The sequence below is a fragment of the Enterobacter sp. 50793107 genome (genome assembly GCF_001463365.1).
Lineage (GTDB): Bacteria > Pseudomonadota > Gammaproteobacteria > Enterobacterales > Enterobacteriaceae > Enterobacter > Enterobacter cloacae.
In genome coordinates this window covers 100,146-123,228 of record NZ_LNII01000002.1, presented here as the reverse complement: position 1 = coordinate 123,228, position 23,083 = coordinate 100,146, and the positions used below count along the sequence as shown (strand labels likewise).

Genomic DNA, 23,083 nt, shown 5'->3' with positions numbered 1-23,083 from the left:
CCGATGAAAGGCCGCCTGCTGGATGCCATCCCGCTCAATAGCCTGACGGGCGTGGGCGCGGCACAAAGCAGTAAACTGGGCAAAATTGGCCTGCACACCGTGCAGGATCTCCTGCTCCACCTCCCCCTGCGTTATGAAGACCGCACGCAACTTTATAAGATTGGCGATCTGCTGCCCGCGATTTACGCCACCGTTGAGGGCGAGGTGCTGAACTGCAACATCACCTTTGGCGGCCGCCGGATGATGACCTGTCAAATCAGCGACGGCACCGGCATTCTCACCATGCGCTTTTTCAACTTCAACGCGGCGATGAAAAACAGCCTTGCGACGGGCCGCCGGGTGCTGGCGTATGGCGAAGCCAAACGCGGGAAATATGGCGCAGAGATGATCCACCCGGAGTACCGCGTGCAGGGCGATCTCAGCACGCCGGAGCTGCAGGAGACGCTCACTCCGGTCTACCCGACAACGGAAGGTATCAAGCAGGCGACGCTGCGTAAGCTCACCGACCAGGCCCTGGAGTTACTCGATACCTGCGCCATCGCCGAACTGCTACCGCCTGAGCTGGCGCAGGGAATGATGAGCCTGCCGGAAGCGCTGCGTACGCTGCATCGCCCGCCGCCCACGCTGCAGCTCAGCGATTTAGAAAGCGGCAAACACCCTGCCCAACGGCGTCTTATCCTTGAGGAATTACTGGCGCATAACCTGAGCATGCTGGCGCTGCGCGCCGGTGCGCAGCGTTTTCATGCCCAGCCCTTAAGCCCGCGTGATGAGCTCAAGGATAAGCTGCTGGCCTCCCTGCCGTTTAAACCTACCGGTGCCCAGGCGCGCGTCACCGCCGAGATCGAACGCGATATGGCGCTTGATGTGCCCATGATGCGCCTGGTGCAGGGCGATGTAGGCTCTGGTAAAACGCTGGTTGCCGCCCTGGCAGCCCTGCGCGCCATTGCCCACGGCAAGCAGGTGGCGCTGATGGCGCCGACGGAACTGCTGGCGGAGCAGCACGCGAATAACTTCCGCGCCTGGTTCGCCCCGCTGGGCATTGAGGTGGGCTGGCTTGCCGGAAAACAAAAGGGCAAAGCGCGTCTTGCGCAACAGGACGCCATCGCTCGCGGTGAGGTGCAGATGATTGTCGGCACCCATGCCATCTTCCAGGAGCAGGTGCAGTTTAACGGCCTCGCGCTGGTGATCATCGATGAACAGCACCGCTTTGGCGTGCATCAGCGCCTGGCGCTGTGGGAAAAAGGGCTGCAGCAGGGCTTCCATCCGCACCAGCTGATCATGACCGCCACGCCTATTCCGCGAACCCTGGCGATGACCGCCTACGCCGATCTGGACACCTCCACCATTGACGAGCTACCGCCGGGCCGTACGCCGGTCACGACGGTGGCCATCCCGGATACCCGCCGCAGCGACATCATCGATCGCGTGCGCAACGCCTGCACCCATGAAGGGCGTCAGGCGTACTGGGTCTGCACGCTGATTGAGGAGTCTGACCTGCTTGAAGCGCAGGCCGCAGAAGCAACGTGGGAAGAGCTGAAGCTGGCGCTACCGGAACTGAAGGTGGGCCTGGTGCACGGTCGCATGAAGCCCGCAGAAAAACAGGCCGTCATGCAATCCTTCAAACAGGGCGAGCTGCATTTGCTGGTCGCCACAACGGTGATCGAAGTGGGCGTGGATGTGCCAAACTCCAGCCTGATGATCATCGAAAACCCGGAGCGTCTGGGGCTTGCGCAGTTACACCAGTTGCGTGGCCGCGTGGGCCGTGGTGCGGTGGCCTCACATTGCGTTCTGCTCTACAAAGCCCCGCTCTCAAAAACCGCGCAGATGCGTTTGCAGGTACTGCGTGACAGCAACGACGGATTCGTCATTGCGCAAAAAGACCTGGAGATCCGTGGCCCGGGCGAGCTCCTGGGCACACGTCAGACCGGGAACGCTGAATTCAAAGTGGCAGATTTGCTGCGCGATCAGGCCATGATCCCTGAAGTTCAGCGCCTTGCCCGCCATATTCATGAACGCTACCCCGAACAGGCGGCAGCGTTAATTGAGCGCTGGATGCCGGAAACTGAGCGCTACTCCAACGCCTGATCTCAGGCGAACATCGGCAGCATCAGGTACAGCTTGATCACCAGCGCGTTGACGATATCAATAAAGAATGCCCCAACCATCGGTACCACCAGAAACGCCATGTGCGAAGGCCCGAAACGTTCGGTGATTGCCTGCATATTGGCGATTGCCGTTGGCGTGGCACCCAGACCAAACCCACAGTGCCCCGCCGCCAGCACCGCGGCATCGTAGTTTTTGCCCATCATGCGCCAGGTAACGAACATGGCATAGAGCGCCATAAACAGCGCCTGCACCGCCAGAATGGCTACCATCGGCAGCGCCAGCGACGCCAGTTCCCACAGCTTAAGGCTCATCAGGGCCATCGCCAGGAACAGCGACAGGCAGACGTTACCCAGCACCGAGACCGCACGTTCAAACACGCGATAGAAGCCCATCAGGGCCAGACCATTGCTCAGGATCACCCCGATAAACAGCACACAAACAAAGGTCGGCAGTTCAAAGGCCGTGCCCGCCAGCCATTGCGCAACCACTTTACCCAGCGTCAGACAGATGGCGATCATGGCGATGGTTTCAATCATCACCAGCGAGGTGATGGTGCGGCCAACGTCCGGCTTTTCGAACGCGGTGGGGACCAGTTCATCGTCCGGTCTGCCGTCTGGCGTGGTGGAGTGCTTCACCAGGTAGCGCGCTACCGGGCCGCCAATCAGACCGCCAAGCACCAGACCAAAGGTCGCGCAGGCCATCGCCACTTCCGTTGCGTTTTCAAAGCCATAGCGCTCAATAAACAGCTTACTCCACGCCGCCCCGGTACCGTGCCCGCCGGACAGGGTGATGGATCCGGCCAGCAGACCCATCAGCGGATCCAGCCCCAGCAGAGACGCCATACCGATGCCGATGGCGTTTTGCATCAGCAGCAGACCAACCACGACAATCAGAAACACGCCCAGCACCTTACCGCCCGAGCGCAGACTCGCCAGGTTAGCGTTCAGGCCGATAGTGGCAAAGAAGGCCAGCATCAGCGGATCTTTGAGGGACATATCGAAATCGATTTCCCAGCCCATGCTTTTTTTCAACACCAGCAGGGCCAGCGCCACCAGCAACCCCCCGGCGACAGGTTCAGGAATGGTGTACTTTTTCAGAAAGGAAACACTGTGTACCAGCTTGCGACCAAGCAGAAGAACCAGCGTTGCGGCAACAAGGGTCGACAACGTATCGAGATGAATCATAAGAGGCTCCTGTTATGCGCGTGTTCCATACACACGCGGCGTTATCCTGGGCCGGCTTATGCTCGTCATGAGCTACCGGCGCGAAAAGTGTAATTTTTTTTTCCTCCACGTTGTAGAAAACCTGCTCATACCGGCAGATTTTCTCTGTTTTTTTTGCTGGCAATCGTTTGCTTTTACCAGGTGGTCAGATAAAATGCCCGCTTTTCCACCGTGGGATTACCGTCGATGTCCGTTAACAGCATAGAGTCTCCTGATGCGCAACCGATTGCGCAGAAGCAAAATAGCGAACTGATTTACCGTCTTGATGACCGCCCACCGCTTCCGCAGACGCTCTTCGCTGCCTGCCAGCATCTTCTGGCCATGTTTGTTGCGGTAATCACCCCGGCGCTGTTGATCTGCCAGGCGCTGGGTTTACCGGCTCAGGATACGCAGCACATCATCAGCATGTCCCTCTTTGCCTCCGGCGTAGCCTCAATTATTCAAATTAAAGCCTGGGGTCCGGTGGGCTCTGGCTTGCTGTCGATTCAGGGTACCAGTTTTAACTTTGTGGCACCGCTGATAATGGGCGGTACGGCGTTAAAAACCGGCGGGGCGGATGTACCGACCATGATGGCGGCGCTGTTCGGCACGCTGATGCTGGCCAGCTGCACGGAGATGGTGATCTCCCGTGTTCTGCATCTGGCTCGCCGCGTAATCACCCCGCTGGTCTCGGGCGTGGTGGTGATGATTATCGGTCTGTCGCTGATTCAGGTGGGGCTGACCTCCATCGGTGGGGGTTATGCCGCAATGAGCGACCACACCTTTGGCGCACCAAAAAACCTGCTGCTGGCTGGCGTGGTGCTGGCCATCATTATTCTGCTCAACCGTCAGCGTAACCCGTATCTGCGCGTGGCCTCGCTGGTGATCGCCATGGCGGCCGGTTACCTGCTGGCGTGGGCGCTGGGCATGTTGCCGGAAAACACCGCGCCGACCAACAGCGCGCTGATCACCGTTCCTACTCCACTGTACTACGGCCTGGGCATTGACTGGGGTCTGCTGCTGCCGCTGATGCTGGTCTTTATGATCACCTCCCTGGAGACCATCGGCGATATCACCGCCACCTCCGATGTCTCGGAGCAGCCGGTGTCCGGCCCGCTGTACATGAAGCGTCTGAAAGGCGGCGTGCTGGCAAACGGTCTGAACTCCTTTGTCTCTGCCGTGTTTAATACATTCCCGAACTCCTGCTTCGGGCAGAACAACGGCGTGATCCAGCTGACCGGCGTGGCCAGCCGTTATGTCGGGTTTGTGGTGGCGCTGATGCTGATTGTCCTTGGCCTGTTCCCGGCCGTGAGTGGTTTTGTACAGCACATCCCTGAGCCGGTTCTCGGCGGAGCAACGCTGGTGATGTTCGGTACTATCGCGGCCTCGGGCGTGCGAATCGTCTCCCGCGAGCCACTGAACCGCCGCGCGATCATGATTATTGCCCTGTCGCTGGCCGTGGGTCTGGGCGTTTCTCAGCAGCCGCTGATCCTGCAGTTTGCCCCGGACTGGGTGAAAAACCTGCTCTCTTCCGGCATCGCCGCTGGCGGTATCACCGCTATCGTGCTGAACCTCGTTTTCCCGCCAGAGAAAAACTGATTGTCCTCACGGCAGGCTGTCAATGCCTGCCGTGACATCTCTTTACACCATTCCCGCCTTGAGCATTGCGCATAAATCGTGCATAACTCCTTTATGTACGTTTCGCGGGAAGGAAGACCATGAAATTTATTGGAAAGCTGCTCGTCTATCTTCTGGTAGCCCTGCTCCTTGTGCTGCTGGCACTCTATTTTCTGCTTCAGACCCGCTGGGGTGCGTCACAGGTCAGCAGTTGGGTAACGGTGAACACCGATTACGAACTCAGTTTCGACCTGATGGACCACCGCTTTTCGTCGCCTTCCCACATCCTTCTGGAAAACGTCACCTTTGGCCGCGACGGTCAGCCCGCCACGCTGGTGGCTAAAAAAGTCGATATTGGTCTTGGCAGCCGACAGCTCACCGATCCACTGCATATGGACACCATCACCCTGGTCGATGGCACGCTGAACCTCTCTCCGCAGACCGCGCCGATGCCCTTCCAGGCAGACCGTCTGCAGCTAAACAACATGGCCTTCAACAGCCCCAACACGGAGTGGGATTTAAGCGCGCAAAAAGTGACGGGCGGCGTCAGTCCGTGGCAGCCAGAAGCGGGTAACGTGCTGGGCAAAAATGCGCAGATCCAGATGAGCGCGGGTTCGCTCACCCTGAACGGGGTACCGGCCACTAACGTGCTAATCCAGGGCCAGCTGAACGGCAAGGAGGTGGTGCTGAACACCATCGGCGCCGATATGGCGCGCGGCTCGCTTACCGGCTCCGCCCTGCGCAACGCCGACGGAAGCTGGGTCATCGACACCATGCGCCTGAACGAGATCCGCCTGCAGAGCGATAAATCGCTGCTGGATTTCTTCGCGCCGCTCAATACCATCCCCTCCTTGCAGATTGGCCGCCTGGAAGTCACCGATGCGCGCCTGCAGGGGCCAGACTGGGCCGTAACCGATCTGGATCTCAGCCTGCGCAACCTGACGCTGAGCAAAGGAGACTGGCAGAGCCAGGACGGGCGTTTATCCATGAATGCCAGCGAATTTATTTACGGCTCGCTGCATCTGTTCGACCCGATCCTGAATGCGGAATTCTCTCCGCAGGGCGTGGCGCTGCGCCAGTTCACCTCCCGCTGGGAAGGGGGCATGGTGCGCACCTCCGGCAACTGGCTGCGCGACGGTAAAGCGCTGGTACTGGACGATGTCGCCGTCGCCGGGCTGGAGTACACCCTGCCGCAGAACTGGAAAACGCTGTGGATGGATCCGCTGCCGGAATGGCTGAACAGCGTGACGCTGAAGAAATTCGGCCTGAGCCGCAACCTGGTGATCGACATTGATCCCGCGTTCCCGTGGCAGATCACCTCTCTTGATGGCTATGGGGCTAACCTGCAGCTGGCGCAGGACCACAAATGGGGCGTATGGGGCGGCAGCGCCACGCTAAACGGCGCAGCAGCCACCTTTAACCGCGTGGACGTGCGACGTCCGTCGCTGGCGCTGAACGCTAACGCCGCCACGGTCAATATCACCGATCTGAGCGCCTTTACCGAGAAAGGCATTCTGGAAGCCACCGCGACGGTTTCTCAGCTTGCGCAACGACAGACCACGGTGAGCCTGAACGGGCGCGGCGTGCCGCTCAACATCCTGCAGCAGTGGGGCTGGCCCGCGCTGCCGGTGAGCGGCGACGGCAATATTCAGCTGACTGCCAGCGGGAGTGTGCAGGCGAATGCCCCGCTGAAGCCAACGGTAAATGGCAAGCTGAGCGCGGTAAATATGGATAAACAGCAGGTTCAGCAGACCATGACGGGTGGTGTAGTTTCAACACCACCCTCACCCCAGCCCTCTCCCTGAAAGGGAGAGGGAGTAAACCATTCCCTCGCCCCTTTGGGGAGAGGGTTAGGGTGAGGGGAATTAAAGGTGAACCACCACCTCATCCCCCTCCGCGTTCACCACCACGCCCCACTCGCTGCCCGCGTATGAGCCACCTTTCACACCAGTCACCTTCTGCACGTTGCGCAAGCATACCGACCAGTTCCGCGCGTCACCCGCGCCGGTAAGGGTCACGGTGTCGCCCTTGCGTGACGCCTTCAGCGTAAATACCACCGAACCGTCAGTCGCAGGCACTTTACTCACCGCTGTTGCGCCCTCATCCAGGTTAAACAGCTGAAAGGCCGTGCCCTCATTCCAGGCGTAGTCCGGTTTGTGCTTGTTGTTACCCAGCGCCAGCAAGGTGTTGTCGCGCACATAAACCGGCAGGCTCATGAAATCGTGCTGCTGCTTATGCCAGCGGCAGCCCTGAACCTCATCGTTGTGCCACAAGTGCGTCCAGCGACCTTCCGGCAGGTAAAACTGCACCTCACCCGCCTCGGAGAACACCGGCGCCACCATCAAGGCATCCCCCAGCATGTACTGACGGTCGAGATAGTCACACGCCGGATCGTCCGGGAATTCCAGCATCATCGCCCGCAGCATCGGCGTGCCGCACTCCCGTGCCAGCGCCGCCTGACGATAGAGGTACGGCATCAGCTGGCATTTCAGCTGCGTAAAGTGGCGCACCACGTCGCAGGACTCATCATCGTACGCCCACGGCACCCGGTAGGATTTGCTGCCATGCAGGCGGCTGTGGCTGGAGAACAGCCCGAACGCGCACCAGCGTTTGTAGACGTGCGCCGGGGCGGTGTTTTCGAACCCGCCGATATCGTGGCTCCAGAACCCGAAGCCGGACAGACCAATCGACAGCCCGCCGCGCAGGCTTTCCGCCATGGATTCATAGGTGGCATAGCAGTCGCCACCCCAGTGTACCGGGAACTGCTGCGCGCCGACGGACGCCGAGCGGGCAAACAGTACCGCCTCCTCCTCGCCTACCGTCTCTTTCAGCACGTTCCACACCAGCGCGTTATAGATGAAGGCGTAATGGTTGTGCATCTTCTGCGGATCGGAACCGTCAAACCACTGCACATCCGTCGGGATACGCTCGCCGAAATCGGTTTTGAAGCAGTCCACGCCAATCTCCACCAGGCCCTTCAGCTTGTCGGCGTACCACCGGCACGCGTCCGGATTAGTGAAGTCGTAAATCGCCAGCCCGGGCTGCCATTTATCCCACTGCCACACGCTGCCATCCGGGCGCTTCAGCAGATAGCCCTTCTCTTTCAGCTCGTTAAACACCGGCGATTTCTGGCCGATGTACGGGTTGATCCACACGCAGACCTTCAGCCCCTTATCTTTCAGGCGGCGGATCATCCCTTCTGGATCCGGGAAAGTCACCGGGTCCCACTCAAAATCACACCACTGGAAGGCCTTCATCCAGAAGCAGTCAAAATGGAAGACGTGCAGCGGCAGGTCGCGTTCGGCCATGCCGTCGATGAAGCTGTTCACCGTTGCTTCGTCGTAGTTAGTGGTAAACGAGGTGGTGAGCCACAGGCCGAAGGACCACGCTGGCGGCAGCGCCGGACGACCGGTGAACTGCGTGTAGCGGTCCAGGACCGCTTTTGGCGTCGGGCCGTCGATCACAAAATACTCCAGATATTCGCCCTCGACGCTGAACTGTACTTTGGAGACCTTCTCCGAGCCGATTTCAAACGACACATTTTCCGGATGGTTGACCAGCACGCCGTAGCCGCGGTTGGTGAGATAGAACGGAATATTTTTGTAGGACTGCTCGGTGCTGGTGCCGCCGTCGCGGTTCCAGGTATCGACCTGCTGACCGTTGCGCACCAGGGCGGTAAAGCGCTCACCGAGGCCATAAACTGTTTCCCCGACGCCCAGATCCAGACGTTCGAACAGATAGTTGCGATTCGTGTTGCTGTCCTGCACGTAGCCGTTGTTTTTCAGTTCACTGCCGGTGATCCGCTGGCCGTTACGCAGAAAATCGAGCGCCCAGAATTCGCCTTTGGTGACGCGCACGCTGAGATTTCCGCTTTTCAGCTCGGCGTATTCGGCGTTATTTACCGTCTCGACCCTTACGTCCTTCAGCACGTTGAGCGGATAGTGCGGGCCTTTGTCCTGCGCCCCCTGGAAGTGCTCGATGCGCACCCCGACAATCCCTTCCTGCGGTGCGAAGAGCCGGACGGTGAACATCAACGTATCGAGCTGCCACGCGCGTTCGCGGACGTCGCGCGGTGCCACATACACCACCAGGTCATTGCCCTGCTGCTCCACATCGAACACCTGGACCGGATACGTCACGGTCAGGCTAGGTTGAATAAGCCAGTTTCCATCACTGATTTTCATACTTTCGTCCTCCTGGTTCTGTAATCCTTTGCTGGCCGTCAGGTGCCTATAGTGTGGCGATACAGGCACTGAGACCGGTTACAGAGGTTTTAAACCATTGTTTCAGGAGCGAGTATTGCGTTTTCTGGTTAGCAAATTACGTTTCTTGTTTTTTGTGATCGGGGTAAATGTCGCGGAGCACGAAATGCTAACCTGAGGATTTTCTTAAGAATTAACTGAAATGGGGGTGTTCAGGTCAAAAGAGAGGTGAAAAAAGTGTGTCGGGGTATGTGGTAAATGTCTGAAAGTAGCTATAATGCGCCCCGCCTCCATGTAGCAATGCAGGCGCGGAAGATCGTCATCTCCGGTGAGGTGGCTGGACTTCAAATCCAGTTGGGGGCGCCAGCGTTCCCGGGCAGGTTCGACTCCTGTGATCTTCCGCCAAAAGTTCGTCCGCAACTATCCAAGAAAGTCTAAAAAACCTCTATTTTCATTCGCATTGTTATTCACTGAGCCGTGGCAGTCCGACACGCTATCTTTGACTCTATATTAAATAATAGTCGATCCTTTTACATCTACTATTATTTCGTAATTTAACAAGAAAGACAGATTAGGAATTTATTCTTACCAAACGAAGATATTTATGGTTATTATCGGGTAAGGATATGGTGATGGAATTATATTATGGAAGAAAGTGGAATGACCGTCGTTATGTCACCGGTACAACTGGCGGCGGTGCTTTCAGATAAGAGCGTGACAGAAGCGGAAACGCTAAGTAACCGATTACTGGGGGGGCTTGGCGTTTTACTTGGAGCAGTAGAAACGGATAATGAGTTACTTGCCCGATTCGAGCAGAATAAGCGACTCATAATGTCTTCAACATTTAAAAATTTAAACGTTGCAGAAAGCGTTATATCAAGAGCAATATATTATAATCGAGCAAATATAAAATCATTACTTGGCGGGGGAAACAGAGGGGGGCGCCTCACTATCGTTTACCCGGCAGGTCAGGAGATTGGATATGGGTTTTCACGAGGTAGTACACAGCGTATCAGCATGCGAAGTGTGAGGATTGTTATTGAGCTGAAAGAATATAATGGTAAGCCTTACTATATCCTTACTGAATTCCCGACCCCGTAGGTGAATTATGCAAAATTTCTATCATCTTGATCAGTTGATTCATGGTTACTTCAATCAGGATTATGACCTCATTAATGATGATGAGGATACAATTGAGGGAATAATTGGGCTATTTAAAAAGACGGCACCTGGTTGGTTGTTAAAAGAGTTAGCCGGAGAGATTGATACTTTCATTGAGTGTTACGGAGACAAGTTGGATGATGAGTTCAAAAGCCGATATGGATTTGATTTTTCGCCTGAGCTGTGGGAGACGACCTCTTACGACTTCCTGATGACGGTGCGCAGACTTGCCCTTGCTTAGCAACCGCGACTCATTGTCGAAGTGCGATGAACCCGTAGTGAATTATCCCTTTGGCTCCAGGCCTTTTCGTCGTAAAGCCTCCCTCGCCAGTTCCTTCAACCAACTGGCGAGACTCACCCCTTCCTCAGCCGCCACGGCATCCAACTGCTCCTTCAATGCCGGATCAATACGCATCTTAAATTGCGGGGACTGCCCACCGCCTTTTGGTTTTTTTTCGCGCGATATGATTGACATGAGGCCACCTATCCATATACTCTGAGCCATATAGGAGGCCACCTAACCCTCCTTTACAAGCAACGCTCCGATGTGCGGGAACACAACAGGAGCGTCTAACCTCACCAACTATCAAGGAGTTGATTATGGCTGATTCGCATTCTACCCCAGACACCGACCAATCCGGAACCGAGCGTTCGTTAATTGTGGGATATCGCCCGAATGTTTTCGACAAATCCACGCCCAATATCATTCTGTCAGGCAAATGGCTACGCGCGGCAGGGTTTGAAACCGGACATCAAGTGACCGTAAAGGTGATGAAAGGATGCATCGTTCTGGTGGCGTATAACGAGCAGGAGCAGAGGTTGCAGGATGATTATAAACAGACGAAAGCAAAGCTCACTGAGATAGAGGACGCGCTTGCGGCGATCCAAGCTCAGCATCATGGAAAGCGCCTCGCAAAATCAAATACAAACCACCTGGCTTAGCGGCTGTTTCTGGCATACTACACGCTGGTAAGGTTAATTACTCAAAAGAGGGAGGCGACATGGCAGATCAAAACGTAATCCACTCTCCGGCTGGCGAATTTATTATGTTTGCCAGCGATGATGGAACTGTTCGCATCACATGTCGCTTTGAACATGAAACGCTCTGGCTGTCGCAAGCAGCCATAGCGGCTCTTTATCAGGTCACTCCTCAAGCCATTACACAGCATATTAAAGCTATTTACGAAGAGGGTGAGCTTGAACAAAAAGCAACTTGTAAGTCTTACTTACAAGTTCAGCAAGAAGGTCAGCGCAAGGTTAATCGCAACACACTTCACTATAGCCTGCCCGTCATTCTCGCCATCGGCTATCGCGTCCGCTCCACGCGAGGGACACAGTTCCGCCAGTGGGCCACCCAAACGCTGCAGGAATATCTGGTAAAAGGCTTCGTTATGGACGACGAGCGCCTGAAAAACCCGCCTGTGGGATCATCCGCCGTACCTGACTATTTCGATGAAATGCTGGAACGCATTCGCGATATACGGGCCAGCGAACGCCGGGTTTATCTCCGTGTGAGGGAGATTTTTGCATTAGCCGCTGACTATCAGCCGTCACTCAAAGAAACCACGCAATTCTTCCAGACCATCCAGAATAAACTGCATTTTGCCTGCACCGGCCTTACCGCCGCTGAGTTGATTCACCAGCGTGCGGACGCCACGCAACCGTATATGGGGCTGACCAGCTATAAAGGCGAAGAAGTCCGTAAAAGCGATGTCACCACAGCAAAAAATTATCTGTCTCAGGATGAAGTCAGCGAACTAAATCGTGTCGTTAATATGTGGCTCGACTTTGCTGAAGATCAGGCCAAACGCCGCAAGCAGGTATTTTTACGAGACTGGCAAACCAAACTCGATCAGTTCCTGCAATTTAACGACCGGGACGTTTTAGAAGGCGCAGGCAAAATCAGCAAAAAAGCGGCGGATGAAAAGGCGTGTTCAGAATACATTGAGTATGAAAAGAAGCAGCGCCTGTTGAAAGAAGCCGAGGGAGAGAAAGATATTATCGGCTTATTAAAATGGGATAAGCAGGCTAAGCGCTAATCCCGATTCAACCGCATATGCAGCAACGGAAACGGATTCCCCTGCCCATCAACCTCTGAGCGGCCGACCTGCACAAACCCCATATGGCGATAAAACGCGACGCCCTGCGTGTTTTGCTCATTCACATCCACTTCGTTTACACCAAACTCTGCGATGGCATAGTGCAGCAGTAATTTCCCCACGCCCTTTCCCCGGCTCGCATCATCAACAAACAGCATTTCAATGCGGTTTTCATCCACGCCTAAAAAGCCGTGGATAATACCTGCATCATCGCGGGCCATCACGACGGTGAGGTTTGGCAGATACGCGTTGAGCAATAGTGGGCGCAGAGCCGCGATATCGCTTTCCTGTAAAAAGTGATGGGTAGCGCGAACGGAGGATTCCCAGATTGCGACCAGGCGTTCGAAGTGTGAGGGATGTGCGGTTTCTATTTTCATGAGGGGATCATGTTTGGAAAACCGAACTAATGCAAGTCACGCTGTGCGTGCTGCTCCCCCTCAGCCCACAGGGAGAGGGAACCGATCGCGCTAAACCTTCACCTCCATCACCGCGTACACCCCATCCTTTGGTACCACCACGGTGACATTCTCCACCGGCACGCCCGCCGCAAGGTGGATATCCTGCAACTGCTGCAACGACCTGGGATGGATGTCCTCCCAGCCAATACCGCGCAGCACAAAGTCGATCTGCGGGCTGCTGGTCAGCATATTCGACACAACCACCGCCCCGCCGGGCTTCACCAGCCGCAGCGCGCGCTGCAGGAAAGTCACCGCATCGGTATCGTTGAAGTACTCAAATATGCCCAGCGCGTCGACCAGTTCGGCCTGATGCTCGCCTAGCTCCAGCAGTAAATCGTCGTTACGCACCAGCGTATGCAGCAGGTTGCGCCTGAGCAGCGTCAGCTGTTCGCCCACAACCAGCCCCTCCTGCGCGGCCATGGTCTCGGCCCAGCTCAGCGCGACGGGGTCTTTATCTACCAGCGTCAGGTACACCTGCTGACCGTCGAGCTTTGCGTTGCGCAGCGCCTCCAGCACGGGAATGGCCGCCCCGCTGGCCAGGCTCACCCAGTTGTTCTCGCTCTCGTTATGGATGTACTTCTCTACCAGCGCAGCCAGCACTTTTGCGCGGGAGCGCACGCCGATGGCGTCGTTAGCGTGAATAAACCACTGGCGGCTGTCGCTGTCCATTTTCGTGCCTTCAGGGAGGCGGTCCTCCAGCGGATTTTGCACCACAAACAGCGCCAGCGCGGTGGGAACCAGCCGGGCGCGCCACGCGAGAAGCGCAGGCCGGTTGCGAAAAGCCTGTTCGGAGTAACGGTTCTGCGGGACAAGCACCGCCTGCCCGCCCTCTTCGTATTCAATCAGCGGAGGGCGAAGCGCCGGGTCGGCTTTCAGGGCCCGGTTAAGCGCGTTGATCTCCCGGGCAGTCTCGTCTTTCATCGGCCACTGGTCGCTGACATCAGGAAATGAGGCACTGAAAATGGTCATATTTCCCGGTGCGCTGCCGCGAAAAGGCTGCCAGTTCATGTCATCGTCCCCCCGTTGGGCTTTTAACGGAAGTGTATCCAGGCAAACCAGTAATACCCTACGAAGAAAGCACGAAATCGGGGCATTAGCTCTGCGACGTGCGCCATACCCCTGGCGTACAGCCGTACTCAAGCTGGAAATGACGAATAAAATGGGCGCAGTCGCTAAAGCCCATCCGCCGCGCAATGTCCGTGACGCTTTGCTGCGAGTTCTTCAACAGCCAGCAGGCATAGCGCAATCTGGCGCTGCGGATAAATTCACGTGCCGTTTTACCAAACTCAGCGTGAAACAGGCGATTTAGCTGACGCTCGCTCAGCTTGACGTCCTGGGCCAGCCCGGCGGCGCTAAGCGGGCGTGTCAGGTACTGTTCGATGATCATGACCGCTCTGCGCAGCCGCGAGTCCGGGATCAGCGCAATATTGGCAGGCCGTGGGGTAGTAACGGCGTGCGGTGAGAGCGATAAACGCCGTGACGTGGTGGCGGCAATATCGTCGCCCGCATGGGCGCGAATCAGCGCCGTGGTTAGCGTCAGCGTCGAGATCCCGCCCGGGCAGGTCAGCACATCGCCTTCATCGATAAAATCCAGCCCCTGCTCGGCATAAACCTGCGGAAACCGTTGCGTGAAGACGTCATGATGATAAGGATGGATCGAGGCGCGCCGTTCATTGAGGATCCCCTCTTCCGCCAGGATAAAGCTCCCGGTGCCAATACCGATCAGCGGAATGGCGTTGTGATGCGCCTCTGCAAGAAATGCCCGGTCGTCCGGGAGCCCCTTATCCAGATCCTCCAGGCTTCCGCCAATCACGGCAATATAGTCGTATTCCCCCGGAGTAAGATGCGCGGCTTCAGGCTGCACGCTAATACCGGCGCTGCTGGTGATGGGCAATTCCGCCCGGGTGCTTATCAGACTGAGTTTGAACGCGATTTTCTGTCTGGATTTTTGTACACAGGACGCCGTACGCAACGCCTCCATTAACCCCGATAAGGCTAATAACGAAAAATGGGGCCACAGAAATAAACCGATATGCAGGGGTTTATTTCGTGCAGAACCACGCCTGCATGAGTCATCAATTAAAGTTTTCATTACCTTGCCAAAAAATATTAATTACATTATCGCAACATATTGTGTTGCTCTTATATTACTCTAAGATATTTCTTAGCGGTTCAATAAAGTATAAATGATGACCACAAAACAGCAACGCTTTTCCCGTTCAGCCCTCCGTTTTTGAGGGGTGGCACACATAGGTCGGTAACGTCCCCAGAATGAATAAATAATTATCATTCTGCTGTTTCTTAATTCGCATATAAATACTCTCGTTGGGGTAGATGAAAAATAACGGTTCGTACTGCTCCAGCCAGCTGTCGCTCACGTCATCATCGGGGAATTTGATATTGCGGACAGATCGCATGTAATAGACATTATCTTTGCGCTCTACCTGAAAGAATATTTTACGATTAAAGGTCTTACCCGGATCGCTTTTCACCCGACCGTTCATGCTGAGCGTGCCGTTGTTACCGTCCACCGTATAATTTAGCCACAGGGTCAGTGTCTCTTCAGGATGGTGCTGAATAAAGTTCACCTGACAGGCAAAAGGGTGAATGTAATAACGCTGCCACAGATAATAACCAGCGGCTAACGCCCCCACCAGCAGGCACAAACAGAGCGTTAACAGCGTTTGACGGTAACGAGCCATATTAATGATCCTGAATAAAGTAATCTGACATACAACGGTTTGGTTCCGTCATTGCCCGGTCGCAGCGGATCACCGAAGCACGCGGCAACAGGCTATATCCACTGATATAGATCCAGGGATAACTGCTGCATTCATCTTTAAATGGCGCAGCATAGGCCAGCGCTTTTTCCCTGTCCTGCGGCGTCTCGATATCGCGGGCAAAATAGAGCCGACACTCTCCCATCATTGTCGTGAAGCGGTAACCGTCCACAAAATAGTTGTCATGCGGCCGGCTATAGCTGATGACGCTCACGCTAATGATTAACAGCAGCGCCAGCAGTGCGCCCACCAGCCAGAAGCGACGTTTCGCAACCGGAGCAACGGGAGTCACAGGAGCCACGGGCTGCGGCACGCCATCCTCTTCCTGAACGGTCTGGACCGGTGCTTCTGGCTCTGCCGAGGGCAACTGCGCCTCTTTAATCGTAATTTGCGTATCGCTTGCCAGCGTCAGGCCAATACGGGGGATCGTGACGATTGGATCGGTTTCAAACCCGGCTTTTTTCAGCCCCTTACGCAGAATAGAGATATTCTGGTAATAGGTATTCGGCGACACCATCATTCCCCGACGCTGCCAGACAATGTCCATACACTCCTGTTGAGTGACAATACTCCCGGCTCTTTCAATCAATAACAGCAAACAACGTCCGGCAGGCGAGTTTAATACCACCACCTGTTCAGGATTATTGAGGTCGCGTAATGTGCTGGCCGCTGGATGAAACTCGACGATGCCATTAATGATATAATACTTATGCATAAGACTCGTTAAATACCTCCTGTAAACGCCGGTTTAAGGATTAATGTGACCGATAAACCCGCGTCTGTATATCCTGGCGCCTGGCGAAAAATCTTATTTTTATTTTTTCTTAACCGCTTATCTGAAGTTCTCTTAACCGCCTTTTTGGCCATATGAGATCTGGCAAAGCACCTGAAAATGCCTCATGCTACCTTTCCCCACGCGGACTTGACACTGACAAAACTCGACAAAACGGCGAATTGAACGCTTCGGCCATCCGTGTCTGAATTATTCAGAGACCTTTATTCACTTTTTCCGAGGAAACCAGACAAGACGCGGCCTGTCGGCATTTTTAGTCATCTCATACTCGTCTAAAAGCCCCGTCATAATTAACAGTTTCACCCTGAAATTGTTATCAGAAGTAAGTAACAGGGCCGAATACCTGACATCACCAGACAATTTCCTTACAAAACATTTAGTAAAGCCAACTTTTCATTAAAAAGTGTCGGTATGATTAATTACAGGCAAATATGAGGCAGCCGGTACGGCAGGGAGATAATGAAGAAATCCGTTTAGCTCAACTTAATACAAATTAAGATTAATTCAGATTACCTGTTTCGCACTATCCGTATAGTGACTCCATACCGTGCAATGCTTAATTGCTTCGAAAATACAGGCATCGTTCTGCCAGACGGGCGAGCCTCATTACAATTATAAATCGAGGGAATAACATGGCGAATAAAACCGGAAATAAACGTCATTTAACAACCGCACTGTTGGGAGGCGATCACTTTTCACGTCAGGGGATCGCCGCGGTATTAAAAAACATGGTTCCTGAAATGCAGATAATAGCATCAAGCGATGATTATTCATTAATGGAAACCGTGTTTTTAACCACCCCCGTTGATGTCATTTTTTTATCCGGCACGGAAAAGTATCACGCGGGATTTGATTGCCTGAAATATATAAAAAACATCAAATCCCGCCAGCCTGACGTCCTTATTTGTATGTATTCCGCGCCAGCCAATTCCTGGCTGTGGATACGCGGCGATATAGATGCCTATATCTCGCTGCAGGAGCCACTTTATCACTGGCGAGCCAGCTTATTAAAAATGGTCGATAGCCGATATCGCCCAAAAAAGAAACCCACGGCGTTATCGCTGACGCCGGGCGAATGGCGAGTATTGAAGGATCTGCGAAAAGGTCTGGATATGCGTTATATCGCCGAAACAGAGCAGCTTTCTTACCGCCGCGTCAGCGCGTTAAAAAGCTCAGCGATAAGAAAACTTGGGCTCAGAAATAAGACAGATTTGCTGGTCTTTTTAACCAGTTAGATCTGTCGACCAAGAGCACAACCCGACATAACGACAACATGGAATCAGGACAATGAAAGCTCAATTTAAAACGAAAACACTGCTTGCCGTCGCCGTTGCGGCAGTACTGCCAGCAGGGTCGGCGTTCGCTGCAACCACCAGCGGCGGTACGGTGAACTTCAGCGGCAAGGTGGTGACCTCAGCCTGCGCCATCAGTGCTGGCAGCGCCAACATTGATGTCGACATGGGCGAAGTGCGTACCGCCACGCTGGCCGCGGCAGGCAGTGAAGCCAGCACCGCAAAAGCCTTCTCCATTACCCTGGAAGATTGCGAAATCGCCGATACCTCCGCCTCAACGGAAGACAACCCGATTGCCGCCACCACCGTGGCCGTGACCTTTACCGGTACGCCGGATGCGGCCGATGCCAACAGCCTGGCCGTTGGCGCAAACGGCGGCGCTAACTCGGCGCAGCACGTTGCGATTCGCCTGTACGACGAGCAGGGCAAAGTGGTGAAGCTGGGTGAACCTGCCGCCGCCATTCCTCTGCGTGCGGGGGCCAACACCCTGAACTTCAGCGCGAAATATTACTCACCGCAGGGCAACGCCACGGCGGGTGATGCCAGCGCGGTTGCAACCTACACCGTTACCTACTCGTAATTTTCAGGCCCGGTTCGCTGGCCGGGCCTGACTCAGCTTTAAGGAGACGCACCATGCGCGCAAAAGCAGGGATCTGTCTGGCTATTTCATTATGTTCATCCGCCGCATATGCAGGCGGCGTAGGGCTGGGCGCCACGCGAATGGTCTACTCCAGCACTACTAACCAGTCCATGCTGCAGGTCAGGAACACGCATCCCGACGCCACGTTCCTGATCCAGTCATGGATGGAAAACGAAAAAGGGCAAAAAACCAACGACTTCGTTATTACGCCGCCACTGTTCGTCATGAAACCGGCCAGCGAAAGCGCGGTGAAAATCATGTTTAACGGTAAAGCCCTGCCAGAGGATCGCGAAACGCTCTACTGGATGACGGTGAAAGCCATTCCACAGCAGACCAAAAGCGGTTCCGGCAATTCGCTGCAGTTTGCTTCGGCAAACCGCATCAAGGTGTTTTATCGCCCGGAGAGCCTTGGGCAAGGCGCAGGGGACGCCTGGAAAAGCCTCACCGGAGCCTATCGCGGCGGAAAGGTCACGCTCAGCAACCCAACGCCGTACTACCTCACCACCATCAACCTGAAAATCGATGGCATGCCGGTACAGCCGGTGATGGTGCCGCCGAAATCCAGCGTAACGCTGGGCGAAACCTTCAGCCACGCCAGCAGCGTGAGCTACCAGACCATTAACGATTACGGCGCATGGACGCCCGCGACACGCGCGGTATTGTCCCAATAATCCCGACTGTGAGGCGTGACCACGTGAAAAGAAAAATCCTGTGTGCCACGGTGATCTCCCTGGTAATTCGGCAGGCCATGGCGGCTGAAAGCGCGTTGCAATTTAACCCTGCGTTCCTCAACGGTGAGAGCGCCAACAGCGCCGATCTCGCCTGGGTCAACGCCGGGAGCGCATTACCGCCAGGCGATCACAACCTCAACGTGTATATCAATAACAACTATGCGTTCACCGGCAATGTCACGTTCCGCACCGCTGAAAATACAGGGGAAGCCCTGCCATGCCTCACGCCTGAACAGATCGCGGCGCTGGGCATCGACAGCCAGCAGGCGAAAGGCGGCGCAGTGCCGCTCGCGCAGCGCTGCATTTTTCTGACGGAGGCGTTTGCCGATACCCGGTTTGATTTTGACCAGCAGACGCTCTCCCTCAGCTTCACCGTACCGCAGAGCGCGATGCGCAATTTGCCGCGCGGGTATGTCAGCCCGGAAAGCTGGGAAGCGGGCATTCCTGCCGCGTGGCTGAACTATGTGGTAAACGGCTCGAACAATGACTATCAGGGCGAGACGCGCACGCGCGACCAGCAGCTGTTTGCAAGCCTGAACAGCGGCATCAATCTCGGCGCGTGGCGGCTGCGTGATTTCACCACGTGGACCAAAGATACTAACGAACTCACCCACGTGCAGACCTGGCTGCAGCGGGATATTCCCGCCCTGAACGCGCAGGTTTACGCCGGGGAAACGTATACCTCCGCCCAGGTGTTCGACGCCGTGGGCCTGCGCGGCATTGCCCTGAAAACCGATGACAATATGCTGCCTGCCAGCCTGAGCGGCTATGCGCCGGAAGTGCGCGGCATCGCCCGCAGCAACGCCACGGTGACGGTTCGCCAGAACGGTAACATCATTTATCAAACCTCAGTGCCGCCGGGGGCGTTTGTGCTGAAAGATCTCTACCCGACCTCTTCCGGGGGCGATCTCGCGGTCACGATCCAGGAGAACGACGGCAGCCAGACGCAGTACACGCTTCCGTATGCCAGCGTGCCAAACCTGGTGCGTAACGGACAGCTGAAATATGCCCTGGGAGCAGGGAAATATCGTCCGATGGGCCATCAGGATGCGCCATCTTTCGTGCAGGGCGAGCTGTTCTACGGCTGGCGTTATGGCCTGACATTTTACGGTGGGGCGCAGTTTGCCGATCGCTATAACGGTCTGGCCTTCGGGATTGGGCAGAACCTGGGGCGCTTTGGCGCGTATTCCATCGACCTGACCCACGCCCGCAGCCAGCTGGCGGACGACCAGCACTACACCGGCGATTCCGTGCGCCTGCGTTACAGCAAGCTGCTGAATGATATCGGCACGCGGGTTAATTTTTTCTCGCTGCGCTACTCAACGAAAGGGTTTTATACCCTGAGCGATACCACGTACAAGGGCATGGCGGGCGGATCCCCAAAGCAGATTGTGGAAGACGATGGCACCGTCACCACCCACTACGACACGGTATATAACCTGCGCATGTCGCGTAAGGCCAAAAACCAGCTGCTGCTGTCACAGCCGATGGGGCAATACGGTTCGCTGTCGCTGTCGTGGGATCAGCAAACCTACTGGAACACGTCGAAAACCACGCAAAGTTTGCAGTTCGCGTGGAATGCCACGTTTCGTAACGTGTCGCTTGGCGTCAGCGTTCAGCGCAGCTCTAGCCTGTATGACGACAAAAAAGATAACGTGCTGGCGATGTCACTTTCGGTGCCGCTGGGCAACCCGGCGCTGTCGACCCGCGCCCGCTTTACCACCACCCATGCGGATTCAACCGGCACTACGGCCAGTACCGGCGTGAGCGGTTATCTGCCGGGCCAGGAGAACCTGTTTTACAGCGTCAACCAGCGCTATAGCGCGCAGCAGCACTACGGCGGCGACGCCACACTGCAATACGAAGGCGCAAAAGGAGACTACAACCTGGGCTACAGCTACACCCGCGATTCCCGCAACCTCAGCTACGGGATAAGCGGCGGTGCGGTGCTGCATGAAGATGGTCTGACGCTGAGCCAGCCGCTCGGCAACACCAACATTCTGGTGAAAGCCCCGGGCGCCAGTGACGTTGCCGTGCTTAACCACAAGGGTATCAAAACCGACAGCCGGGGCTACGCGGTGATCCCCTACGCCACGCCGTACCGCGTGAACCAGGTCGCGCTGGATGTCACAACCGCAGGTAATGACGTGGAGCTGGAGAATGCCATCGTCAACAAAACGCCGACCGACGGCGCGCTGGTTCGCGCCACCCTTGTCACACGCCAGGGGAAAAAAGCGATGTTTGTCGTGCGCCGCGGCAACGACGTGCTGCCCTTCGGCACGCTGGTCTCACTGAACGATGACAAAACCAGCGGCATCGTCGGCGACGGCGGCAGCCTGTATCTGTCGGGGTTAACCGAGCAGGGCACGTTGAGTGCCGTATGGGGGCGCAACAGCGACCAGCGCTGCACCATCAACTACGCGTTGAATAAGCAGAGCTATAACGCCCGTACCGGGCTCTATTCACAGGAGGTGGTATGTCAGTAACGCTTCGGACGTTCAGCATCGCTTTGCTGATCTTCACGTTCCCGGTTCGCGGCTATGACGTGCTGGTTTCCGTCACCGGGAATTTGATCGGCAACACCTGCGTTGTTGCGGCGGACTCTAAAGAGCAGGACGTTCCGCTGGGTACCATCGGGATTAAACAATTCCCCCGTGCAGGCGCGGTCAGCAATATCAAAACGCCCTTCACGATCAGGCTTGAAGCGTGCGGGCCAACCTTTGCCGGGGTCAAAATCCGCTTCAGCGGCACGCCGGATAACGACAACCCGCAGCTGGTGAAAATTGCCGACGGCGGCGCCACCGGCGTGGCGGTGCAGATCCTCGATAAAGACGGCGGGCTGATCCCCCTCGACACGCAAACCACCGCCCGGGGCACGCCGGGCGATGACAGCGTAGAGATGACCTTCTACGCTCGGCTGGCCGCCACGGGCGCGCCGGTGAATGCCGGAGACGTCTCCGCCTTTGCCACCTGGACTACGGAGTATCAATGATGCGTTTATTCTTATTTATTAGCGGATTACTGCTCTGCGCCAGCGCACAGGCGATGGAATGGAAATCAGATATCACCCTCTCCCCGCAGCCGATGACCTACAGCGGCCCGGCAGATTCAGTTATGCCGGGGAGCATTATCGGCTCCACCTGGAGCGCCTCCGTCAGCGTACAACAGGTGTTCTGGTGTGGGTTTGTTTTTCACTGCACTAAAAGCACGCTGGAGCCGAGCAGCAGCGCGATCTCAAGCGGGATGACGGTCACCGTCGACGGGGTGAACTACACCATTTTTGAAACCGGCGTGCCGGGGGTGGGGTATATCATCGGGCTGAAGGATTTTAATGGGACCAAATACATTCCCCTGCAAACCGGTGTGACGCAGAGCTATCCGGCAGAAGGCACCAGTACAAGCACCCAGGATCTGGGGTGGTCGGCAAAGGTCACCTTCATAAAAACCGGTGTCGCCCTGAAATCCGGCGTGTATCAAATTCCGACTATCAACGCCGCGGTGCTAACCGCCTATAACAACGAGGTCAAAACGGCAAAGGTCATCATTAACCCCACCACCATCACCGTGACGGCGAGCGGCTGTACGGTGGGCACCAAAAGCGCGAACGTCGATCTGGGTACGATCGATATCCGCACGCTGGCCACCGTGGGCAGTACATCGCCTTCGGGTGCGTTTAACGTCAGCCTGACCTGTGACGCGAACGTCGCGGTGAGCGCGGTGATGACCGATCAGACCACGCCGTCAAACACCTCGTCGGTGGTGACGCTGACCGGCGACTCCACCGCGTCCGGCGTAGGGGTGCAGTTTTTCTATAACGGCACCGGCCCGCTGATGATGGGGCCGGACAGCTCGGCGGCGGGCACAACTAATCAGTTCTTTATCCAGAGCACCACTGCGGCACAAACCCTGTCGCTGCCGTTCCAGGCGCAATACATCCGAACCGGCGAACTGGTCCCCGGCTCGGCGAACGCGCTGGCAAGCATTACGTTCTCGTACCAGTAG

General features: G+C 56.0%; 21 protein-coding genes and 1 tRNA gene. 14 read left to right on the top strand and 8 right to left on the bottom strand.

Going from position 1 to position 23,083, the window contains the following annotated elements; genetic code table 11:
- The first annotated feature begins 3 nt into the window (after positions 1-3).
- Positions 4-2,085 carry an ATP-dependent DNA helicase RecG gene (recG, locus tag APU11_RS00650; RefSeq protein ID WP_058650581.1) on the top strand — a complete coding sequence of 694 codons (2,082 nt, stop codon included), beginning with the start codon at positions 4-6 and terminating at the stop codon, positions 2,083-2,085.
- Positions 2,086-2,087: 2 nt separating this feature from the next.
- Here the strand turns inward: recG and gltS are convergent, their stop codons facing one another.
- Positions 2,088-3,290, bottom strand: a complete 1,203-nt coding sequence (gene gltS / locus APU11_RS00645) for a sodium/glutamate symporter (RefSeq protein WP_013094878.1) — start codon at positions 3,288-3,290, stop codon at positions 2,088-2,090.
- A 225-nt stretch (positions 3,291-3,515) separates the two neighbouring features.
- On the opposite strand from gltS, the gene APU11_RS00640 reads away from it, so the two are divergent.
- Both APU11_RS00640 and APU11_RS00635 read left to right on the top strand, forming a co-directional pair.
- Positions 3,516-4,907, top strand: a complete 1,392-nt coding sequence (locus APU11_RS00640) for a uracil-xanthine permease family protein (protein ID WP_058650580.1) — start codon at positions 3,516-3,518, stop codon at positions 4,905-4,907.
- Positions 4,908-5,026: 119 nt separating this feature from the next.
- Positions 5,027-6,730 carry an AsmA family protein gene (locus APU11_RS00635; protein WP_029881892.1) on the top strand — a complete coding sequence of 568 codons (1,704 nt, stop codon included), beginning with the start codon at positions 5,027-5,029 and terminating at the stop codon, positions 6,728-6,730.
- A 60-nt stretch (positions 6,731-6,790) separates the two neighbouring features.
- On the opposite strand, the gene yicI is transcribed toward APU11_RS00635, so the two are convergent.
- Positions 6,791-9,109 (bottom strand): alpha-xylosidase, encoded by a 2,319-nt coding sequence (gene yicI, locus APU11_RS00630; RefSeq protein WP_058650579.1) that lies wholly within the window; start codon positions 9,107-9,109, stop codon positions 6,791-6,793.
- Positions 9,110-9,437: 328 nt separating this feature from the next.
- Here yicI and APU11_RS00625 point away from each other — a divergent pair.
- From APU11_RS00625 to APU11_RS00615, 3 genes are all read left to right on the top strand, one after another.
- A tRNA-Sec gene (locus APU11_RS00625) sits at positions 9,438-9,532 on the top strand.
- Between the two features lie 240 nt (positions 9,533-9,772).
- Positions 9,773-10,228: an RNase A-like domain-containing protein gene (locus APU11_RS00620; RefSeq protein WP_058650578.1), complete on the top strand. Its 456-nt coding sequence runs from the start codon at positions 9,773-9,775 to the stop codon at positions 10,226-10,228.
- Positions 10,229-10,235: 7 nt separating this feature from the next.
- Complete coding sequence (locus APU11_RS00615) at positions 10,236-10,529, top strand: contact-dependent growth inhibition system immunity protein (protein WP_047352076.1); 294 nt, start codon at positions 10,236-10,238, stop codon at positions 10,527-10,529.
- Between the two features lie 42 nt (positions 10,530-10,571).
- Here APU11_RS00615 and APU11_RS00610 read toward each other — a convergent pair whose 3' ends face one another.
- The gene (locus APU11_RS00610) at positions 10,572-10,763 is read right to left on the bottom strand and encodes a toxin-antitoxin system HicB family antitoxin (RefSeq protein WP_028028019.1); all 192 of its coding nucleotides are present in this window, start codon (positions 10,761-10,763) and stop codon (positions 10,572-10,574) included.
- A 125-nt stretch (positions 10,764-10,888) separates the two neighbouring features.
- On the opposite strand from APU11_RS00610, the gene APU11_RS00605 reads away from it, so the two are divergent.
- Complete coding sequence (locus APU11_RS00605) at positions 10,889-11,230, top strand: SymE family type I addiction module toxin (protein ID WP_045294542.1); 342 nt, start codon at positions 10,889-10,891, stop codon at positions 11,228-11,230.
- 59 nt (positions 11,231-11,289) lie between these two features.
- Entirely contained in the window at positions 11,290-12,327 is a 1,038-nt protein-coding gene (gene rhuM, locus APU11_RS00600) for a RhuM family protein (RefSeq protein ID WP_058650577.1), read from the top strand.
- Here the strand turns inward: rhuM and APU11_RS00595 are convergent.
- The 5 genes from APU11_RS00595 to APU11_RS00575 form a co-directional block, all read right to left on the bottom strand.
- On the bottom strand, positions 12,324-12,764 hold the full coding sequence (locus APU11_RS00595; protein WP_058650576.1) for an acetyltransferase: 441 nt from the start codon (positions 12,762-12,764) through the stop codon (positions 12,324-12,326). The genes rhuM and APU11_RS00595 overlap by 4 nt on opposite strands.
- A 90-nt stretch (positions 12,765-12,854) precedes the next feature.
- A complete protein-coding gene (locus APU11_RS00590) occupies positions 12,855-13,853 on the bottom strand; it encodes a class I SAM-dependent methyltransferase (protein ID WP_058650575.1) in 999 nt (332 codons plus the stop codon).
- A gap of 85 nt (positions 13,854-13,938) precedes the next feature.
- Positions 13,939-14,826, bottom strand: coding sequence for a helix-turn-helix domain-containing protein (locus tag APU11_RS00585; protein ID WP_038982500.1), 888 nt, complete (start codon positions 14,824-14,826; stop codon positions 13,939-13,941).
- A gap of 238 nt (positions 14,827-15,064) precedes the next feature.
- Positions 15,065-15,547: a hypothetical protein gene (locus APU11_RS00580; RefSeq protein ID WP_038982498.1), complete on the bottom strand. Its 483-nt coding sequence runs from the start codon at positions 15,545-15,547 to the stop codon at positions 15,065-15,067.
- Between the two features lies 1 nt (position 15,548).
- Positions 15,549-16,340 (bottom strand): winged helix-turn-helix domain-containing protein, encoded by a 792-nt coding sequence (locus APU11_RS00575; RefSeq protein WP_038982497.1) that lies wholly within the window; start codon positions 16,338-16,340, stop codon positions 15,549-15,551.
- A 710-nt stretch (positions 16,341-17,050) separates the two neighbouring features.
- Here APU11_RS00575 and APU11_RS00570 point away from each other — a divergent pair.
- Genes APU11_RS00570 through APU11_RS00545 form a run of 6 tightly spaced genes read left to right on the top strand, consistent with a single transcriptional unit; the run spans position 17,051 to position 23,083 of the window.
- Positions 17,051-17,653, top strand: coding sequence for a LuxR C-terminal-related transcriptional regulator (locus APU11_RS00570; RefSeq protein WP_058650574.1), 603 nt, complete (start codon positions 17,051-17,053; stop codon positions 17,651-17,653).
- Between the two features lie 52 nt (positions 17,654-17,705).
- The gene (locus tag APU11_RS00565; protein ID WP_013094864.1) at positions 17,706-18,290 is read left to right on the top strand and encodes a fimbrial protein; all 585 of its coding nucleotides are present in this window, start codon (positions 17,706-17,708) and stop codon (positions 18,288-18,290) included.
- 53 nt (positions 18,291-18,343) lie between these two features.
- Complete coding sequence (locus APU11_RS00560; protein WP_058650573.1) at positions 18,344-19,021, top strand: fimbria/pilus periplasmic chaperone; 678 nt, start codon at positions 18,344-18,346, stop codon at positions 19,019-19,021.
- A 23-nt stretch (positions 19,022-19,044) separates the two neighbouring features.
- Positions 19,045-21,567 carry a fimbria/pilus outer membrane usher protein gene (locus APU11_RS00555; protein ID WP_058650572.1) on the top strand — a complete coding sequence of 841 codons (2,523 nt, stop codon included), beginning with the start codon at positions 19,045-19,047 and terminating at the stop codon, positions 21,565-21,567.
- Positions 21,558-22,073, top strand: coding sequence for a fimbrial protein (locus APU11_RS00550; protein WP_023621018.1), 516 nt, complete (start codon positions 21,558-21,560; stop codon positions 22,071-22,073). Before APU11_RS00555 ends, APU11_RS00550 begins: the two co-directional genes overlap by 10 nt.
- Positions 22,073-23,083 (top strand): fimbrial protein, encoded by a 1,011-nt coding sequence (locus APU11_RS00545; protein WP_058650615.1) that lies wholly within the window; start codon positions 22,073-22,075, stop codon positions 23,081-23,083. Before APU11_RS00550 ends, APU11_RS00545 begins: the two co-directional genes overlap by 1 nt.